The 19539-nt window shown below is 47.2% G+C and carries 14 protein-coding genes; 12 read left to right on the top strand and 2 right to left on the bottom strand.

Going from position 1 to position 19539, the window contains the following annotated elements; all coding sequences use genetic code 11:
• The first annotated feature begins 534 nt into the window (after positions 1-534).
• From H8K55_RS07115 to H8K55_RS07060, 12 genes are all read left to right on the top strand, one after another.
• Positions 535-1158, top strand: coding sequence for a uridine kinase family protein (locus H8K55_RS07115; RefSeq protein ID WP_186941379.1), 624 nt, complete (start codon positions 535-537; stop codon positions 1156-1158).
• 24 nt (positions 1159-1182) lie between these two features.
• A complete protein-coding gene (rbsK, locus tag H8K55_RS07110; protein WP_186941378.1) occupies positions 1183-2103 on the top strand; it encodes a ribokinase in 921 nt (306 codons plus the stop codon).
• A gap of 464 nt (positions 2104-2567) precedes the next feature.
• Entirely contained in the window at positions 2568-3563 is a 996-nt protein-coding gene (locus H8K55_RS07105) for a BMP family lipoprotein (RefSeq protein ID WP_186941377.1), read from the top strand.
• 143 nt (positions 3564-3706) lie between these two features.
• Positions 3707-5227, top strand: coding sequence for an ABC transporter ATP-binding protein (locus tag H8K55_RS07100; RefSeq protein WP_186941376.1), 1521 nt, complete (start codon positions 3707-3709; stop codon positions 5225-5227).
• Positions 5224-6330 carry an ABC transporter permease gene (locus H8K55_RS07095; RefSeq protein WP_186941375.1) on the top strand — a complete coding sequence of 369 codons (1107 nt, stop codon included), beginning with the start codon at positions 5224-5226 and terminating at the stop codon, positions 6328-6330. Before H8K55_RS07100 ends, H8K55_RS07095 begins: the two co-directional genes overlap by 4 nt.
• Positions 6323-7303: an ABC transporter permease gene (locus H8K55_RS07090; protein WP_186941374.1), complete on the top strand. Its 981-nt coding sequence runs from the start codon at positions 6323-6325 to the stop codon at positions 7301-7303. The genes H8K55_RS07095 and H8K55_RS07090 overlap by 8 nt, the downstream gene beginning before the upstream one ends.
• A 292-nt stretch (positions 7304-7595) precedes the next feature.
• Positions 7596-8591 (top strand): nucleoside hydrolase, encoded by a 996-nt coding sequence (locus tag H8K55_RS07085; RefSeq protein ID WP_186941373.1) that lies wholly within the window; start codon positions 7596-7598, stop codon positions 8589-8591.
• A 285-nt stretch (positions 8592-8876) separates the two neighbouring features.
• A complete protein-coding gene (locus tag H8K55_RS07080; RefSeq protein WP_186941372.1) occupies positions 8877-9719 on the top strand; it encodes an isopenicillin N synthase family dioxygenase in 843 nt (280 codons plus the stop codon).
• 275 nt (positions 9720-9994) lie between these two features.
• Positions 9995-12409, top strand: a complete 2415-nt coding sequence (locus tag H8K55_RS07075) for a TonB-dependent receptor (RefSeq protein ID WP_230408517.1) — start codon at positions 9995-9997, stop codon at positions 12407-12409.
• A gap of 359 nt (positions 12410-12768) precedes the next feature.
• Positions 12769-14481 carry a bifunctional metallophosphatase/5'-nucleotidase gene (locus H8K55_RS07070; protein WP_186941371.1) on the top strand — a complete coding sequence of 571 codons (1713 nt, stop codon included), beginning with the start codon at positions 12769-12771 and terminating at the stop codon, positions 14479-14481.
• Between the two features lie 62 nt (positions 14482-14543).
• Positions 14544-15623: a S1/P1 nuclease gene (locus tag H8K55_RS07065; protein WP_186941370.1), complete on the top strand. Its 1080-nt coding sequence runs from the start codon at positions 14544-14546 to the stop codon at positions 15621-15623.
• Between the two features lie 54 nt (positions 15624-15677).
• Entirely contained in the window at positions 15678-17189 is a 1512-nt protein-coding gene (locus H8K55_RS07060) for an amidohydrolase family protein (protein WP_186941369.1), read from the top strand.
• 31 nt (positions 17190-17220) lie between these two features.
• Here H8K55_RS07060 and H8K55_RS07055 read toward each other — a convergent pair whose 3' ends face one another.
• Both H8K55_RS07055 and exaC read right to left on the bottom strand, forming a co-directional pair.
• Positions 17221-17598 carry a DUF779 domain-containing protein gene (locus H8K55_RS07055; RefSeq protein WP_186941368.1) on the bottom strand — a complete coding sequence of 126 codons (378 nt, stop codon included), beginning with the start codon at positions 17596-17598 and terminating at the stop codon, positions 17221-17223.
• Positions 17599-17686: 88 nt separating this feature from the next.
• The gene (exaC, locus tag H8K55_RS07050; protein WP_186941437.1) at positions 17687-19207 is read right to left on the bottom strand and encodes an acetaldehyde dehydrogenase ExaC; all 1521 of its coding nucleotides are present in this window, start codon (positions 19205-19207) and stop codon (positions 17687-17689) included.
• Positions 19208-19539: the final 332 nt, after the last annotated feature.

Genomic DNA, 19539 nt, shown 5'->3' with positions numbered 1-19539 from the left:
TTTAGAGTAATTGCTCTATTATCGATGGTGCTGCATCGTTCTGAGCTTGGCGGCTCTGGTGTGAAGATGTGATTGGATGCTTTAAGAACCTAGATACTGTCTGGCCTTGCAGCGTAAGGATAATTTAAAGAATAGATGAAAACCGTTATACTTCGGCCTGCAATAAATTCAGGCATAAAAGCGCCGTGTGTTTGGTGTTTCTTTGATGACGAGCAGCACTGTTATGCCAAGTCTCAATGCCAATCAACATAGTAAAAAGAATAAATAGTATTTGAATTTGTTGATGCTTATTGAAGCTTAATAGAGCTTAATAGAATTTATTAGAGCTTCTTGAAACTCATTGAAATATAAAAAAACAACAAGTGACAAAAATAATTGCGATCTATCGATTGAACTTGGTGACGATATAAGATCACAAACAATCTGTCGCAAAGTCAGTAACAAGCATTCATGATCAACTAAACAATTGTGTGTTTAGTTGATTTTTTTTATTAAGTACATAGTAAGTACAAATCAAGTGCAGGTAAGCAATCAATGAAACCATATCTCGTAGGCATCACTGGGGGAAGCGGCAGTGGTAAAACCACTTTCATCAATTCTCTGCTGGCCTCCATGCCGGCGGACAGTGTGGCGCTGCTGTCGCAAGATAATTATTACAAGTCCATCGATCAGCAATCGCAAGATGAGAATCGCATAGAAAATTTTGATATTCCTTCTTCACTCGACCTTGAAAAATTTTATCAAGACGTGCTGCGTTTGCGTGATGGTCAGAGTTTGCAGATCAAAGAATATACGTTTAACAATGCGGAAGTTGAACCGAAAATTTTCCATATTCCTGCCGCACCTATTGTGCTATTAGAAGGTATTTATGCACTGCATAATCCCGCACTGTATGACATCATCGACTTGAAAGTATTTATCGATGCGGAAGAGCATCATCGCCGCTATCGACGCGTACAGCGTGATGCAGTCGAGCGCGGCTATGATCAGGATGATGTGATTTATCGTTTGAGTAATCATCATCAACCCGCATTTGAAAAATACATTTTGCCGCATCGTAGTAATGCCGACCTCGTGATTCCGAATAATCACGGTTTCGATAAAGGCTTAGAAATGTTGAGTGTGTTTTTGCAATCAAAAATTGCCAGGCTGGCTTAACTGAATAAATGTGAGAACAATGCTATGAAACCGCAGATCGCCGTTGTTGGTAGTATCAATATGGACTTGGTCTTCAAGACGCCGCGTATGCCGCTGCCGGGTGAAACTTTGATGGGACATAGCTTTCATCAAGTCCATGGTGGCAAAGGTGCGAACCAAGCGGTTGCAGCAGCGCGCATGGGCGCAGACGTCCATTTCGTCGCTTGTGTTGGTGATGATGTAAACGGCAAAAGTTGCCTGCAAGCGCTCGCGCAAGATGGCATTCGTCTCGATCACATACGCGCGATTGCCAACACGGCAACCGGCGTAGCGGGTATCTTGCTCGACGATGCGGGGCAAAACTGTATTGTATTAACAACTGGGGCGAACGCGCTGCTCAATGAGTCCGACATCGCAGGTGCCAGCAACACTATTGCTCAAGCGAAGCTGTTATTATGCCAATTGGAAACGCCTCTAGACACGGTGGCGCAGGCGATTAATAGCGCAAAGCAAGCTGATGTCAAAGTGGTACTCAATCCCGCTCCGGCGCAGGCTTTAAGCGATCAGATTTTGGCGCAAGTCGATTATCTGGTGCTGAATGAAACCGAAGCTGCTGAATTGAGTGGTGTGGCTGTGACGAATGTGGAAAGTGCTGCCGTAGCTGCTGCAAAATTGCAACAGCGCGGTGCTAGCGTAGTGTTGCTCACCTTAGGTGCTTTGGGGATGTGGGTTGCTGCATCGGACAGTAGTTATTTTTTGCCAGCATTTAAAGTCGAGGTAGTCGATACCACGGCGGCTGGCGATACTTTCGTCGGTAGCTTTGCTGTTGCTATCGCAGAAGGACAAGATTTACGTGCCGCATGTATGTTGGCACAAAGTGCTGCGGCTTTAGCCGTGACAAAATTTGGTGCGCAGACTTCGATTCCCTTGCGGGATGCGGTCGAGCGCCAATTGCATAATACGTAATACCGAATCTGTAGTGTGGAATACCCAGGGCCTGTTGATATATATTTTAGTCAAGCGTTTCACTCAAAACGCAGGATGGCAAGGCGCATCTCGCCGCTGCGGCTGGCTGCCCCAGCAAGAGATGCAACGCTGTCCATCGTGCGTTTTGAGCGAAACCCTTCGGGAATGGCTCAAATGGGCACATGGCGTTGTTGCAATCTGCTTATAGTGCTCGCACTACAGCGCAGCTTGCGCCTAGCCCTGTGCCCATTTGCGCGCATTCGCTTGACTAAAATATATGTCGACAGGCCCTAATATACCTAAGGCTTAATATGTGAAAGCCTTTATAATTTCGCGTTTGTGCGTAATCACTATCAATCACTCATCATTCGTGCTTGGTAGATTATATAAACAATCAACCCACAAGGTTGAGCACGCGGAACCAGCGAATTAAGCTAATCAAGCGATTCAGGAGCTATTCAAAAATGAAATTGAGATCATCACTTCTCGTCGGTTTATTGTTGTCACTTTGCGCAAGCGCTTACGCCGATCAGCCTAAGTACGCCCTGATTTACGACGCCGGTGGCAAATTCGATCGCTCCTTTAATCAGTCAGCTTATGAAGGAGCTGAACGCTTCAAAAAAGAAACTAAAATTTCTTACATCGATGTACAAGTAATGAGCAATGCGCAAGGCGAGCAAGTGTTGCGCAATCTGGCACGTAAGGGCATAGACCTGATCGCTGCGATTGGTTTTACCCACGCACAACAAGTGCAGACCGTGGCGAAAGAATTCCCGAAAACAAAATTTGTCGTCGTCGATGGCGTGGCGAATGGTGCGAACGTCAGCTCAATTTTATTTAAAGAGCAAGAGGGTTCTTACCTAGTCGGCGTGGCGGCAGCGATGGCGTCCAAGTCAAAAAAATTAGGCTTCATCGGCGGCATTGATATTCCTTTGATTCGTGCCTTTGTTTGTGGTTATACGCAAGGTGCGAAATCGGTCGATGGCAAAGTAGACGTTGCACAAAACGTGGTCGGTACCACGGCCACCGCATGGAATGATCCAGCGAAAGGTAGTGAGCTGGCGCGCGCTCAGATGGAGCGTGGCGTAGACGTTATTTTTGCAGCGGCAGGTGGTAGCGGCATGGGCGCACTGCAAGCTGTTAAAGAAAAAGGCAAGATGGCGATTGGTGTCGATTCCAATCAAAATTATTTATTCCCGGGCGTGATGCTGACCTCAATGGTAAAGCGCGTGGATAACGCGATTTACGATAGTTTCATGCAGATGAAAAATGGCACCTGGAAAGCAGGTGTGTCTAATTTGGGCCTGAAAGAAGGCGGCGTGGATTGGGCACTTGATAAAGATAATCGCAGCCTGATTACACCAGAAATCGAAAAGCGTGTGAATGCAGCAAAACAAGATATCCTGAACGGTAAAGTCAAAGTCATCGACTACCGCGAAGCGAGTCGTTGCCCTCTATAAAAAACTATGTAAAGCCGCAGATTGCTCAGTTTAATTTGACGCTGCGGTTTTGCTTTATCCACTTCTATTTCCTTTGACGCTGCTTCTGTAAAACTCAGGTCAGGCAGCATCGTCAGCGGGAAGCTCCTATCAAATATGAGAATATGCCCAACGCAGTAGAATTTCGCCAAATTTCAAAGCGCTTCGGTAAGGTGTTGGCTAATGATGCCGTCAGCTTCGCGATTGCGCGCGGCTCGATACACGGCATTATCGGAGAAAACGGTGCTGGTAAATCGACCCTGATGAGTATTTTGTATGGCTACTATCAGGCCGATACCGGTGAGATCCTGATCAATGATGAAGTGCAAACCATACGCAATAGTCATGCTGCAATTGGACTTGGTATAGGCATGGTGCATCAGCATTTTATGCTGGTTGAAGATATGACCGTGTTGGACAATATTATGCTGGGTATGGAGGGTGGTTTCCGCCTGCGTTCACAGCGTGTGCACATCGCTGCCGAGCTTGCCCAGTTATGTGCGGATTACGGCTTGGCCATCAAACTCGATGCGCGCATTAACACTCTGTCGGTTGGCGAACAACAGCGTGTAGAAATCCTCAAACAACTGTATCGCAATGCGAATATTTTGATTTTGGATGAGCCGACTGCCGTTTTGACGCCGCAAGAAGCAGAAGCTTTATTCGGCATCTTGCGCCTGTTTAAACAGCAGGGCAAAACGGTGATTTTGATCACCCACAAATTGCCGGAAATTTTGGCAATTACGGACGAAGTTACGGTGATGCGTGCTGGCGGCGTGGTCGCTGCGTTACAAACCGCGCAGACCAATCAAGAAGATCTCGCGTTCAAAATGGTAGGGCGCAGTGTCGCCACAGAACTACCACGTCAAGCTTTGAGTGCGGGTGCAAATGTATTGCAGGTACAAGGCCTGAGTTTGCAAAATGCGCAGGGCGTGCATTTATTGAGCGATTTGAATTTCACCGTGCAAGCTGGTGAAATTCTTGCCATTGCGGGTGTTTCTGGAAATGGTCAATCTGAACTCTTGGAGATTTTGGCCGGTATGCGCAATCAGCCTGGCGACAAGATCAGTGGCAAAGTGCAGATCCACGAAACCTCATTAAGCTTTGCCAAAAAAGATCCCAGACTCGCTGCCAAGCTGCGTAAATTGGGTGTGGCGCATGTGCCAGAAGACCGCTTGCGCGATGGCGTGATCAAAGATTTTCCAGTGTGGGAAAACATCTTACTAGGTCAACAAAGCGAGCAAATTTATTTAGACAAGAAAAAATGTGTCGCGCTCAGCGATGCCTTGCTACAGCAATTTGAAGTCCGACCATTAGATTCGCATTTGCGTCTGTCCCAACTCTCTGGCGGCAATCAGCAAAAAATCGTCTTGGCGCGTGAAATTGCCGCACGTCCTACCCTGATGCTGGTCGGTCAGCCGACTCGCGGTGTGGATATCGGCACCATACAACGCATACATACAGAATTGCTGGCATTACGCGATGCTGGTGTGGCGATACTCTTAGTCTCAGCCGAGCTGGAAGAAATCCGGGCTCTGGCTGATCGTATTTTAGTGATGTCGGGCGGACGTATGACGGGCGAATTGAATATCGCTGATTACGACACCACGCGCATAGGTTTGTTAATGGGTGGTTTGCACAAATGAATTCAGATTTGCCTCGCTGGGCGACCAATGTCGCTCTCCCCATGTTGAATTTGCTGTCGGCGATGTTGGTTGCCGCTGGTGTGATATATCTGCTTGGAGAAAGCCCGACTGAAGCGCTAGGCATCATGCTACGCAGCGCTTTAGGAAATGTTGAAGGATTCGGCTACACCTTGTTTTATGCCACCACCTTTATCTTCACGGGCTTGTCGGTATCGATAGCAATGCAAGCAGGTTTATTTAATATCGGTAGTGATGGTCAGATGTATTTAGGTGGCCTGGGTTTAACTTTAGTCATGCTGCAATTCGATGCCAGTTTGCCGACATGGATCTTGATCCCATTGGCATTGACGGGTGCCGCAGTATTCGGTGCAGCCTGGGCATTTATCCCCGGTTATTTGCAAGCCAAGCGCGGCAGCCATGTGGTGGTGACTACCATTATGTTTAACTTCATCGCCGCTTCTCTGATGAACTTTATCATCATCACTTACATGATCCCGACTGGTGAGCAAAATCCGGCGAGCCGTGTGTTTGCGGAAAACGGCTGGTTGCCGCGTTTGAATTCTCTGGTTCCGGCTTTAGGCGACACGCCTTTGAATTTGACTTTTGTCTTTGCTGTGGTTTGTCTGTTTGCTTATGGCTTGATCGTTTGGCGCACGCGTTGGGGCTATGCCTTACGCGCAGCAGGCAAGAGCGCACATGCGGCCCAATATGCGGGGATTTCAATCGCTACCGTCATCATCGTAACGATGTTGGTGTCCGGTGCATTCGCTGGTGTTGCTGCGATGAATACGCTGGCGGGTTCTATGCATTACTTGAGTCTCAATTTCACTAGCGGCGCGGGCTTTATCGGGATCGCCGTCGCGTTGATGGGACGTCAACATCCGGTCGGTATTTTTATGTCGGCATTGTTGTTCGGCATCTTGATTCAGGGCGGTTTTGATTTGTCTTTAGAAAAGTCGAATATCCCAGCCGAAACCTTCGTCTTTATTCAAGGCTTAATTATTTTGTTCTGTGGCGCGATGGAAAATATGTATGCGCCAGCACTATCGCGTTTGCTGAATGCAACGCATCCGCTGACCAGAAAGTGGGGCAAGCATGTTTGATGATTTTCAATTTTCCACGATCTTAGTGGCGACCTTAGTTGCGACCCTACGCAGTGCTCCAGTGCTGTTGTTTGCGGCCTTTGCAGGTGTGTTTGCCGAGCGTAGCGGCATCATTGATTTGGCTTTAGAAGGCAAAATGCTGGCATCGGCTTTTGTCGCAGCGGCTTGTACTTACGCTACGCAAAATCCTTATATCGGTGTGGCAGCCGGGATGCTGGTGTCGTGCTGCATCGTCCTCTTGCAGGGTTACGTCGCGATTAATCAAAAAGGCAATCAATTGGTGTTCGGGATTGCGATCAATATTGCGATGTCAGGGCTGACTTTCGTATTGGCGCAATACTTCTTTCAATTGGGTGGACGCAGTCCTGATTTGGGTGCGGCACGCTTCGCGGTATGGAATTTCCCCTTTGCCGATTGGTGGTCGACGATACCTGCTTTGAATTGGTTGCTCGGCAAATTCTTGGGTGGACATACTATCCTCGTGTATCTGGCTTTCGCGCTCATCCCTTGTTTGCACTGGCTAATTAATCACAGTCGTTTTGGTTTGCGTTTACGTGCGGTTGGCGAGAATCCACATGCGGCAGACGCGGCGGGTATCAATGTCGCCCAAACTCGCTATTTGGCTTTGCTGTGCGGTGGTGTTTTGTGTTCATTGTCGGGCGCGTATTTGGCGATTGTGCAGAGTGGATTTTTCTTGCGCGATATGTCGGCTGGCAATGGATTCCTCGCTTTGACGGCCATGGTGTTTGGTAATTGGCGACCATTGCAAACCGCACTCGGTTGCCTGATGTTTGGCTTCTTCGCTGCTTTGCAAATTCAGATGGAAGGCGTGGCTTTCCCTGTGATTGGACAGATCCCGGGTTCATTGATACAGATGTTGCCATTTGTGGTGACGGTGGTGGTGTTAGCGGGTGTGATGGCGAAATCCGTGGGGCCGAAAGCACTGGGTGTACCGTTTGTGAAATCGCGTTAGGGCGACCTACATTATAAATTGATGTTATGCCTGGCACTTTCATAGAAAACCCCTCAACGCCGAGACGCAGAGGCGCGGAGAAAATCAAACGAAGAGGAGGCAAGTGGATCAAAGATTTCCTCGGCACTCCTCTGAGTCTCGGCGCCTCGGCGTTGAGGTGTTTTGATATTGTCAACCGAGCCGCAAATACAGGCTTGGCTTGAGTTTAATGAGCAATGCGATAGGGTGAGTGCATAAGTTTAGTTCTCAGTCTAGGTTAGCAAAATTTTGAGTTTTATATTGCGAGACGACTATGTCACATAAAGTTATTTTCGATACCGATCCGGGTGTAGATGATGCGATGGCGCTGTACTTCGCGATGGCGCATCCTGCGATTGAGGTGGTCGGTATCACCACCACCTTTGGCAATGTGACGGTACCGCAAGCCACCGCGAACGCCTTGTATCTGACGCGTTTGGCTGGGGTGAAAATTCCGGTTGCTGAAGGTGGCGCTATGCCTTTGATGAAGGTTGCGGGCAAACCGCCGGGCTTTATTCATGGCGATGATGGCTTGGGAAATTTACCAACACGTTTAGCCCACTCAGGGCAAGCAGAAACGATTTCCGCAGCAGAATTTATTGTGACGATGGCGCGCCAGTATCCGGGTGAAATTACGCTGGTGGCGGTTGGTCCTTTGATCAACTTAGGTCTTGCATTGAAGATGGAACCGCAACTGCCTAAGCTGATTAAACAAGTCGTATTGATGGCAGGAACGGTGATAGAGCCGGGCAATGTTTCGCCGGTGGCGGAAGCGAATGTATGGAACGATCCGCATGCAGCAGATTTGGTATTTAGCGCAGGCTGGAAGCTGGCGATGGTGGGACTCGATGTGACACATAGGGTGATCTTGGAGTCCGCTTATTTTGCGGGCCTTGCGCAACATCATCAACAACATCCGGCGATCACAACACTCTTACATGCGGTGAATTTTTATTGCGACTTTTACCAAGCTGCCAGACCTGATTTGGGACATGCTTGCTATTGTCACGATATTCTGGCCTTCGTGTATTTAGTGGCGCCAGAACTGTTTCAAACTCAGGATGGTCGTGTGCGAGTACAGCTAGATGGTTTGGGCAATGGTCAGACCATGATGGACAGGCATGCCGGCGCATTGGCGTACGCACAATCCGGGTGGGAAGCGCATAGACCGGAAACGCGGGTTTGTCTGCAAGTTGACACGGCGCAGTGTCTGGCACTGATTGAATCTACTTTAGAAGCAGATTGGTTACGCAAGCCGCTGGTGTCGTGATCTAGTAAAAAGTTTTTTGGAAACTCTAAGATTAAATCAAAAAAACCTTCAACGCCGAGACTCGGAGGCGCAGAGATGCGCAGAGGAAAATCACGACATGTTCGCTTTTTCTTCGATACTAAGTTTGATGCGGAATGAGAGTCGAAATGAGAGTCAAAGAGTATTGATTTTCCTCGTTGTTAAGGTTTTTCTCTGCACCTCGGCGTCTCAGCGTTGAGGGGTTTGAATTAATAGAGACACACTTAAATCATATTAAATAGTTTTAAACATATTGAGGAGTCAGCGATGTTGATTACACCTGTCGATTTTACTAGCCCAACAGCGGCCAAAGATTTTGCTGAAAGCTTGCATAACACCGGGTTTGGTGTGCTGACCAATCATCCTTTGTCGCAGCAATTATTAAATGCGGTGTACGAAGAGTGGTATGGCTTTTTTCAAAATGAAGCCAAGCATCAATATGCTTATGATCCGCAAAAGTACGATGGTTATTTTTCACCCGCAGTATCCGAAACGGCCAAGGGTAATACCAAGCGTGATTTGAAAGAGTTTTATCACATCTATCCGTGGGGACGTTATCCCTCAGAAGTATCGGATGCCGCACGTCGTTATTACGAAGACGGTGCTGCATTGGCGGCGACGCTTTTGCAATGGGTGGAAGAGTACACTCCCGCCGCTGTGAAGGCGAAGTATTCCATGCCTTTATCTCAGATGATTACGGGTAGCGAACAGACGCTTTTGCGCGTACTACATTACCCGCCTTTGAGCGGTGATGAAGAGCAGGGGGCAGTGCGTGCTGCCGCTCATGGCGATATTAATTTACTGACGATTTTACCTGCCGCGACTGCTGCGGGTTTGCAAGTGGTAGGCAAAGACGGTGCATGGCATGATGTGCCCTGTGATTTTGGGATGCTGATTGTCAACATCGGCGATATGTTGCAAGAAGCCTCGGATGGCTACTATCCATCGACCATTCATCGCGTGCTAAATCCGACTGGTGCAGAGGCAAAAAAATCACGCGTTTCCTTGCCATTATTTTTGCATCCACGTCCTGATGTGGTCTTATCAGAACGCCATACCGCCGGATCGTATTTGACCGAGCGCTTACAAGAATTACATTCTAAAGTTTAAATTATTCGTGTGGAAAACCACAGTCGCGCGCCTTTTGCGCCGTATTTGAATAATTACTCTAATTTAAAAACCTGACTGTCATCAAGTGGCAGCAAAAGTAAGGTGAAATAGGAAGGCTTTGCTCAAGAAATGCAGATGTTATGCAACGAGTAAATAAAGGTATTGGAAGAGGCAGTAGATTTTTTATTATTAAGAAATGACGCCATAGTCAGAGTCACACTCAGACAAAAAAAAATGGCACAACAGATTTAAACAAACGAAGCTAGGAGCTATGAATGAAGCAATCAATGAAACAAGTTGGTCAATCCGCAAATAAAATCCCGTCACGAGTAAAGGTACTTGTCATTGCGTGTCAATTGACATGCCTTGGTATGTCGAGTGCTTATGCACAGACTCAAAGCAAGGAAAAAACTGAATCAAACGAACCTATTAGTTCTTCACAAATTACCATCACTGGTAAAAAAGTCGGCATGGGTTTGATGGTGCAAGAAAACACACCAAAAGCACGCAGCACGATTACAGCAGAAGAGTTGGCGAAACAACGTCCAACTGGTAATGCGTATGAAGCTTTGGAGTTGATGCCAGCAGTGAACAGCTATAACTACGATGCAACAGGTTTGTTTGGCGGTGGTTTGACTTTACGTGGTTTTAATAGCGATCAGATCGGCGCGACGATCAATGGCGTACCAGTCAATGACTCTGGTAGCTTCGCTGTGTACCCACAAGAATATGTGGATCAAGAAAATACTTGCACACAATTTGTGACCCAAGGCTCGACTGACGTTGACTCTCCACAAATCGGTGCGACGGGTGGTAACTTCGGTATCACGACTTGCGATCCATCCAAAACAAAACGTATTCGTATTGCACAAACTTTGGGTCAATTGAATTTGTCCAAAACTTATGTGCGTTACGACACAGGTTTGCTAGAAGGTACAAATACGCGTTTCTTTATTTCCGCTTCTCATGCACAAGCAGATAAATGGAAAGGTCAAGGCGGTGCGAATCGCGATCATATCGATACTGGCTTCCGTACCGACTTTGATAAATTCAATTCCATCAGCGGTACGATTTTGTACAACCGCGCGATTAATCAAAATATCAGTTCTTACAGCTTAGCTGATTTGGCTAAAAATGGTTACTACTACGATTACGCCACAACTTTCGTTGGTCATGCGGCTGCAACACCAGGTAAAGCCGGTAGCGACACCAACTCGACAGTTGCAGATGCTTACTACCAATTGACTAAGAATCCATTTGAAAACGTGATCGCTTCTGTCACTGGCAAAATGCGCATCGGTGAAAATACCGACATCAAAGTCATTCCTTATTTCTGGTATGGCTATGGTACAGGTGGTAATCAACAACGTTTGCAAACAGAAAGCGCATTCTTAAACAAAGCAACGGGCAAACTGACTGCTGGTGTTGATCTGAATGGCGACGGCGATACTTTGGATAAAGTTATCGTGGCTAACAGTAGCGTGACACGCACACATCGTCCTGGTGTGACAGCGTCAATCACCCATACAATCGGCGATCACCAAATCTTGGGTGGCTTCTGGTATGAGCGCGCTACGCATGAACAATTTGGCCCTATGGTTGCTGTCGATGCAGCTGGTAATCCTGCGGATAGTTGGTTGAAAGAAGGCCGTATTATGCGTCCAGATGGCACACCATTCCAATCTCGTGACTGGAAAACGATCAGTGCTTCTAGTCAAGTATTCTTGCAAGACACTATCAGTATGATGGACGATAAGTTGTCGATCAATGTCGGTGTACGCGCACCAAACATGAAACGTGACTTCACGAATCGTGCGAACGAAGGTACTAACTCTGGCGTCGATTATCGTATTGAAAAATCTTACTCTGAAATCTTGCCGCAATTGGGCGCACGCTATCAGATCGATAATAACAACCAAGTCTTCTTCAGTTTAGCGAAGAACATGAAAGCACCACCAAACTTCGTGTATTCCACAACGAATAACGTAGTGATTGTGAATGGCGGACCTACATTGCCAGTTGACGTGAAAGCAGAAACTTCTACCAATATCGATTTGGGTTACCGTTTGCAAAGCGATCAATTGACTGCGCAAGCGACTGTGTATTCAGTTGATTTCCGTGATCGTCAAGCCACAGCATATGACCCAGTTCTGAATCTGAGCAGCTTGACCAGCGTCGGTAAAGTGAAGACTTATGGTTGGGAATTAGAATTGGGTAATACACCAGTGAATGGATTCTCATTCTATGGTTCTATCGGTTACGCCAACAGCGAAATCAAAAACGATCTGATCGTCAGCAAAACAGCGACTTTGCCAACTTCTGGCAAGCAAATGACTTTGACACCAGAATGGAAAGCTGGCTTGAGCGCAATGTATGAAACTGGTGCGTTTTACACACGTGTCAAAGTGAAATACACAGGCGAGCAATGGGCGACCATGACCAATGATGAATTGGTTCCTGCGTACACCTTGGTTGGTTTGGACGTTGGTTACCAGTTCCCTAACCTGAGCTGGATCAGCAAGCCAACTTTGCGTTTGAATATCAGTAACTTGACGAACAAACAGTATCGCAATCCATCGAGCTTTAACATCACGAATGCAAAAGTGTATGGTACTGCGACAGCGAAGAATGTGTTCTACTATATGGGTGCACCACGCTTCGCATCTGTGACTTTGTCAGGTGATTTCTAATCGGAGCAATTCGATAAATACAATTGTGGTGTGTAGTGTCGAGTTTTCCGACTCGCACTGCATCACCAACATTGAATTTCTAGAGATGCTCCCGCATAAAAATACTATGATGATTTAGTAGCTCATCACTCTGGACTTATCACTGTATTTTTATGCAAGCGAACTTTTGGTCTGCAACATTGGTCTATAAATGTTGCAGACTTTTTAGTTTAGGGTTTAGGCAAAATCATTTTTGCGTCGTTGTGTTGTTGTTTCGTCGACAGAATGATTTTGCGTAAGCCCAGAGGTTTTAAAAAATAAACTTTTTTAAAGCATCGTTTTCCTCATTGTCTATTTCAGCGTGTTTGCTAAGCCTAATTATGAATCTTTCGCATCGTCCCTGGTTAACATTAGTCCGCACTACGTTTAGCCTGAGTTTGTCTTTAGGTCTACTCGCATGTGCCACACCGCAGCGTCAGCCTGTCGTGGTCAATCTGGTGGCGATTAATGATTTTCATGGCCATCTTGACCAAGAGAAATTTAGCCTGACACGTGCCGCAGATCCTAAGCCGGTGCAAGTTGAAGGGGGCGGCATAGAAGTGTTGGGTAGTTATTTACAAGCCTGGCGCAAAGAAGATAAAGATTTGGTGTTTGTTGGTGGCGGTGATTTGATCGGTGCTAGTCCTGGCATCTCTTCTTTGTTTGCCGATGAACCTACCTTACAAGGATTGGGACGTTTGGGATTGCGCGTCAGTGCATTAGGCAATCACGAATTTGACCATGGCATCCAAGAATTGCAGCGTCAAATCAAAGGCGGTTGTGATTCACCGCGGCCAGATCGTGCCTGCAAATTTGATGGCGATTTTAAGGGCGCACAATTTTCCTATATCGCCGCGAATGTGATGGGTAAGCTGAGTGGCCAGCCGTTTTTCCCCGCTTATCACATAGAACAAGTGAAGGGCGTAAAGATCGGTTTTATCGGCGCAGTATTGCGCGATACGCCGATGATGGTCGCGAGTGAAAAATTAAAAGATGTGAGTTTTATCGATGAAGCCGAAGCGATTAACCGGACTATCCCTGGACTCAAAGCAGCGGGTGTGACGGTGTTCGTCGTCTTGATTCACGAAGGTGGAACTACGACCGAAGCTTTTGATCAGCCAGCTTGTTCACAATTAAAAGGCCCTATCGTCAATATCGTGAAGCGCCTTGACCCTGCAATCAAATTGATCGTCAGCGGACATAGTCATACCGGCTTTATGTGTCAGGTCGACGGGCGAACCGTGACACAGGCTCAAATGTACGGACATTTATTGACGCGTATTGCCTTGACGTTGGACGGCAATAGCCATGAAGTCATGCAGATTGATACTAAGAACGTAGAGATGACGCCTAGTCAATTAGCCGTGCCTGCCGAGTTATCGACATTGATGGAGCAAGCGCGTAAAGGCAGTGATGCCATGATCAACCAGCCGGTCGCGCGTTTGGCTGTATCGACGCTCAGTCGCAAATTGAATGAGGCTGGCGAATCGCCAATGGGGAATGTGGTCGCTGATGCACAACTAGCGGCAGTCAAGAATTTGGGTGCGCAAATCGCTTTTATGAATAACAAAGGCATACGCGGCAATCTGGAAACTAAGCAAGACAATATCAGCACCTACGGACAAAATTCCACCGTACTGCCGTTTGGTAACACGCTGGTGTTAATGACATTGACAGGCGCGCAAATTCGCACTTTACTGGAACAGCAAATGTGGCTGGACGATGAGTCACCCGATGGCAGAAATGTCTTGCAAGTGTCGGATGGATTCAGCTACACCTGGGATAGGAAACGTCCGGTCGGAAAACGTGTGCTGGCTGAGACCGTGAAGTTAAACGGTGTTGCCATCGACGATCAGGCCGAGTACAGAATCGTTGCCAATAATTTTATCGCAGGCGGTGGCGATCGATTACCTATGTTTGTTGAGGGAAAAAACAAAGTCGATACCGGCTTGAAAGATATTGATGTATTCATGCAGTATATTAAAGCCAAGGATCACGCAGGTACACCAGTGGGTAGTTCGAATCCAGCTGGCCGCGTGCAGAGACTCAACTAAGCGCAAACTAGGCACAAATTAAGAATCAAACAAGAATCAACTAAGCGATAAGAAAGTTAACCATGAAGAAAATAAAGTTATTGATTTTGTTGAGTGCCGTAATGGCGTCGTCCTTCGCCTCTTTTAGTGCCTTTGCATCTGGTGATGAAGGCCATAAAACCGTAGGCGCGATCGCCGATCGTTTACTCAAAGGAACGAACGCAGGAGCGCGCGTGCAAGCTTTATTGCAACCGGGCGAAAGCCTGCAATCGCTTTCTATCTGGGCAGACTGCGCGAAGGGCACTTTCTGCGGTCCACAGACCTCAGAAATGGTCGCCTTCACCATACAAAATCCTGCGCATGCCGCTTACCATTACACCAATACTCCGGTGCAGAATAAAACCTATGTCGCGGGTGGTGTCGGTACTACAGATCACGATATCGTACAGACGCTTAAGCAAGCCATCGCGGTATTGCAAGGGAATGATACGGAAGTGACTAATCCACACCGTTTTAGTCCACGTCAGGCCTTGCTGATGATTGCGCATTTGGTTGGCGATATTCATCAGCCTTTGCATGTAGGTGCGGCTTATATCAATAGCGACAATCAATTTGTCACGCCGACTAGCAAACAACAAGTTGATGGCGTAACGATGTTTGATCTGCAAGGCGGGAATAATTTACTGATCGAAGACAAGGCTACGTGGACAGCACGCGATCTCGAAAATTACAAACGCGATGAAGCAGCAGCGAAAGCAGCGGGAACTGATGCCGATAAACCAAAACGCGTCGGCAAGCCTTTGCATTTGTATTGGGATGTGACGGTGGTTGAAAACGTGATGCGCAATTTGGGCGTACGTTCAGTTGCGGAATTGACGGAAAAAATGTTGGCAGCGCCTGCACCAGTCAGCGCTAATTCGGGTGATCCAGTGACTTGGCCAGAACAGTGGGCGAACGAGGGCTTGGTGAATGCCAAAGTCGCTTATGCCGATATCGTTGCGACGGAAAGAATTAAAGTGACCAGCCGTCGTGGTGTCGAGTTTTCATCTTGGTACACGACTCTGCCAGCAAACTATATTGCCAGCAGCACCGAGATTACCCAGAAACAATTGCAAGTTGCCGGTTATCGTTTGGCCGCATTGTTGCAAAAAATTTGGCCGTAATTTTAAACACGTGCCGTAGTGGTCAAAGCCATACAGGAAATAGAAAGTACGATCATGAAAAAAATCATATTGGCGTTTAGCTTAGGAGTCTTGTCCGCATCGGCCTTGCCTGTTCTGGCTCAAGATAAGAATCATACAGCGCAGAAAAATCTGCAAGCGACACGTCAATATTATGCGAAGTTGGTGAATCCATCCTCACCGCAATTAGCGGAATTAACGATGTTGATGACCATGATGCCCAAGGGCGGTGATATTCATCATCATTACTCTGGCGCGATTTATGCTGAGACTTATCTGGATTGGGTTGCGCAAAAAGGCTACTGCATTTATCGCGATAGCGACACCAATCTCAAGCAAGAAAAATTTAAGGTAGAGACACGCACCGCGCAGATCAATGAAGCGAATAAATCTTGCCTGAAGGTCGATGCGATTCGCAAAGATAATGCCATGTATCGCGAATTAATGTCGGCCTGGTCAGTGGTTGATTTTGATAATCATGGACATACACAACTGCCACCGGATCAACACTTCTTTAACACCTTCGGCTATTTTTCATCCATCGCCAAATATTCAACGAATCTTGGTTTGCAGATTTTGAAGCAGCAAGCCAAGAATGAAAATATTCAATATCTGGAAACCATGTTGCGCAGTGCGCCGGTGACCGAAAACGCTGAATTTGCCGCGCGCCTTGATGCTTTGACTTCCACCAGCAGCGTTGCCGATATGCAGCAAGCATTTGCTCAGTTTGCCGATTTTTTGGCGCAAGATAGTGCGACACAGAAAAAAATTACGGACTTCATCAAAGAAGCAGAAGCTGACGCCGCAGGGATAGATGATGCTGATTTCAGTTTGCGGTTTCAAACCTATGTTTCGCGCAATAGTCCGGCATCGAAAGTGTTTTCTAGTTTGTATTCGGCCTTTGCCGCCAGTCAGGCTAATCCGCTCATCGTCGGTGTGAATATTGTTGGCGCTGAGCATGCTTTGATTGCTTTGCGTGATTACCAATTGCACATGCAAATGTTCGCTTTCTTAAAGCAACGCTTTCCTACCGTTCGTTTGTCTATCCATGCGGGTGAACTCGCGCTGGGTATCGTCGCTCCTGAGCATTTGCAAAGCCATATACGCGATGCTGTACAAATTGCGGGCGCAGAACGAATCGGGCACGGCGTTGATATCATGCACGAAGCGCGCCCAGATCAATTGTTGGGTGAACTGAAAAAACGCAATGTTGCTGTTGAGATTAATTTGAGCAGCAATAGTTTTATTCTCGGCATTCCAGCACAAGCACATCCGGTGACGATGTATATGCGGCATCAGGTGCCGATTGTCATCAGCAGCGATGATCCCGGTGTTTCCAGAAATAATATCAGTCACGAATATATGTTGTTTGCCAGTCGTTATCAACCGTCTTATGACACGTTAAAGAAGACGGTCTACAATAGTATTCGCTATTCTTTCTTGAGCCAGCAAGATAAGGCTCAGCAAGTCAAATTGTTGGACCAACGCTTCCTGCAATTTGAGGCTGCGGCGGCGAAGTTGGCACAAGCTGCGCAAGTAAAATTCTAAGAGAATTAGTTCGGCAAGAGATGGGTAAAAGTTAGGCCAAGTCTTTTTGCACTTGCGCTTCAATTTGTGTCCATTCTTCTTCGCTGAACAAACGCGAACGCGTATGAAAAGCTTTGCCACTCGCACCTTCCAATGAAAAAGTGCCGCCGTGGCCGTCAATCACATCGAGTATCAATTGCGTATGCTTCCAGTAATCGTATTGCAATTTACCGATGTAAAAAGGCACGCCGTTGAGATCGCCTAATTTGATATCGTAAGGGCCTATTGTTAAATCGCTAGGCAGGTAACAGTTGGCTGCACTATTGTCGCAACAACCGCCAGATTGATGAAATAGGATCTCGCCATGCTCGGCTTTGAGTTGCGCGATCAGTGCATAGGCTGCCGGAGTGGCGATGACACGATCTACCATAATTCCTCACGCAAAATGACATCTCTTTGGAGTTAAGGTGCGCAGTAGGCTGCTGCCAACTGCGCCACTTATTACTGCTAGTTTTAAATTAGAAGAAACCTAATTTGTTTTCGCTATAGCTGACCAAAAGATTTTTAGTTTGCTGATAGTGATTCAACATCATCTTATGATTTTCACGACCGATGCCGGATTCTTTATAACCACCGAAAGCAGCATGGGCTGGGTAGGCGTGGTAGCAGTTGGTCCAGACGCGTCCGGCTTTGATCGCGCGTCCCATGCGATAGGCAACATTACCATTTCGACTCCACACGCCAGCACCTAGGCCGTACAGCGTGTCGTTGGCAATCGCGAGTGCTTCTGCTTCATCTTTAAAAGTCGTGATGGCTAACACCGGTCCAAAAATTTCTTCTTGAAAGATGCGCATTTTATTGTGACCTTTAAACAAGGTCGGTTGCACGTAATAGCCGCCTTCCAAGTCTCCACCCAAATGTGCTTGCGCGCCGCCAGCCAATAATTCCGCGCCTTCAGCGATACCTAATTCGAGATACGACATGATCTTGGTCAGTTGCTCTTTCGATGCCTGGGCGCCCATCATGCTTTCGGTGTCCAGAGGATTCGCATGTTTAATTGCAGCGACACGCTTTAAGACGCGTTCCATGAATTTGTCATAGATGCTTTCTTGGATTAGAGCGCGTGATGGGCAAGTGCAAACCTCACCTTGATTGAATGCGAACAGGACCAGACCTTCGATGGCTTTATCGAGGAAGGCATCGTCGGCATCCATGATGTCAGCGAAGAAGATATTCGGTGATTTTCCACCTAACTCTAGCGTCGCTGGAATCAGATTGTTCGCCGCAGCTTGCGCAATCACGCGACCAGTAGAAGTCGAACCGGTGAATGCGATCTTGGCGATACGTTTGCTATTAGCCAGTGGCATACCGGCTTCACGGCCATAGCCATTGACGATATTTAATACGCCCGGTGGCAATAAGTCGGCGATCAATTCGGTCAGAATCAATAAAGAGATCGGTGTGGATTCTGCTGGTTTCAACACGACGCAGTTACCTGCACCCAAGGCCGGTGCCAGCTTCCAGGCAGCCATCAGGATAGGAAAGTTCCATGGAATAATCTGACCGACGACACCTAAAGGTTCGTGGTAATGGTAAGCAACAGTGGTTTCATCGAGTTCCGACAAGGCGCCTTCCTGTGCCCGCACACAGCCCGCAAAATAACGGAAGTGATCGACGGTTAAGGGAATATCTGCGTTCAGGGTTTCTCGTATTGCTTTGCCATTGTCGACTGATTCTGCGTAGGCTAATAGTTCTAGATTGGCTTCTATCTTGTCGGCGATTTTATTCAGAATATTCGCGCGTTCGGTGGGGGAAGTTTTTCCCCACGCATCGGCTGCGGCGTGGGCTGCGTCGAGTGCGAGCTCGATATCTTCGGCACTGGAGCGTGCGGCCTGTGTATACACTTTGCCACTGATGGGAGTGATGACGTCAAAGTACTGACCTTTCACTGGCGCGGTCCATTTGCCACCTATGAAATTGTCGTAACGAGATTTGTATTGAATGATGGCGCCTGTGGCACCTGGTGCTTGGTAGATCAAGATGGTCTCCTGTTGTTGATTTATGGTAGATCGCAACCTGTTCATCGCGCCTATGGGCAATGCGATTAGCATGGTTGTTGCCATCACTATTTGCAATTGCCATGCCATGTCCTTGAGAGATTTTGCGGAAGGTTTTTTGCTGCGTTGCAACCTACTATGTGAATCCGTAGTGAGTGACAATAATTCACGTTTTTGTTGTCGCATCCGAGAGCCCAATGCCATCTTCATGCGACACATTCCTGCTAAGATGCAAGACAGTTGTTTGTTCCAGATCGCCACAAATAGTGACAGCTGTAACAATTTGAGACAGGTCAAATCCAGTTGATTTTCAG

This window comes from Affinundibacterium flavidum, from assembly GCF_014284175.1.
GTDB lineage: Bacteria > Pseudomonadota > Gammaproteobacteria > Burkholderiales > Burkholderiaceae_D > Undibacterium > Undibacterium flavidum.
The sequence above is the reverse complement of the archived record's forward strand: the minus strand, read 5'-3'. Positions and strand labels throughout refer to the sequence as shown.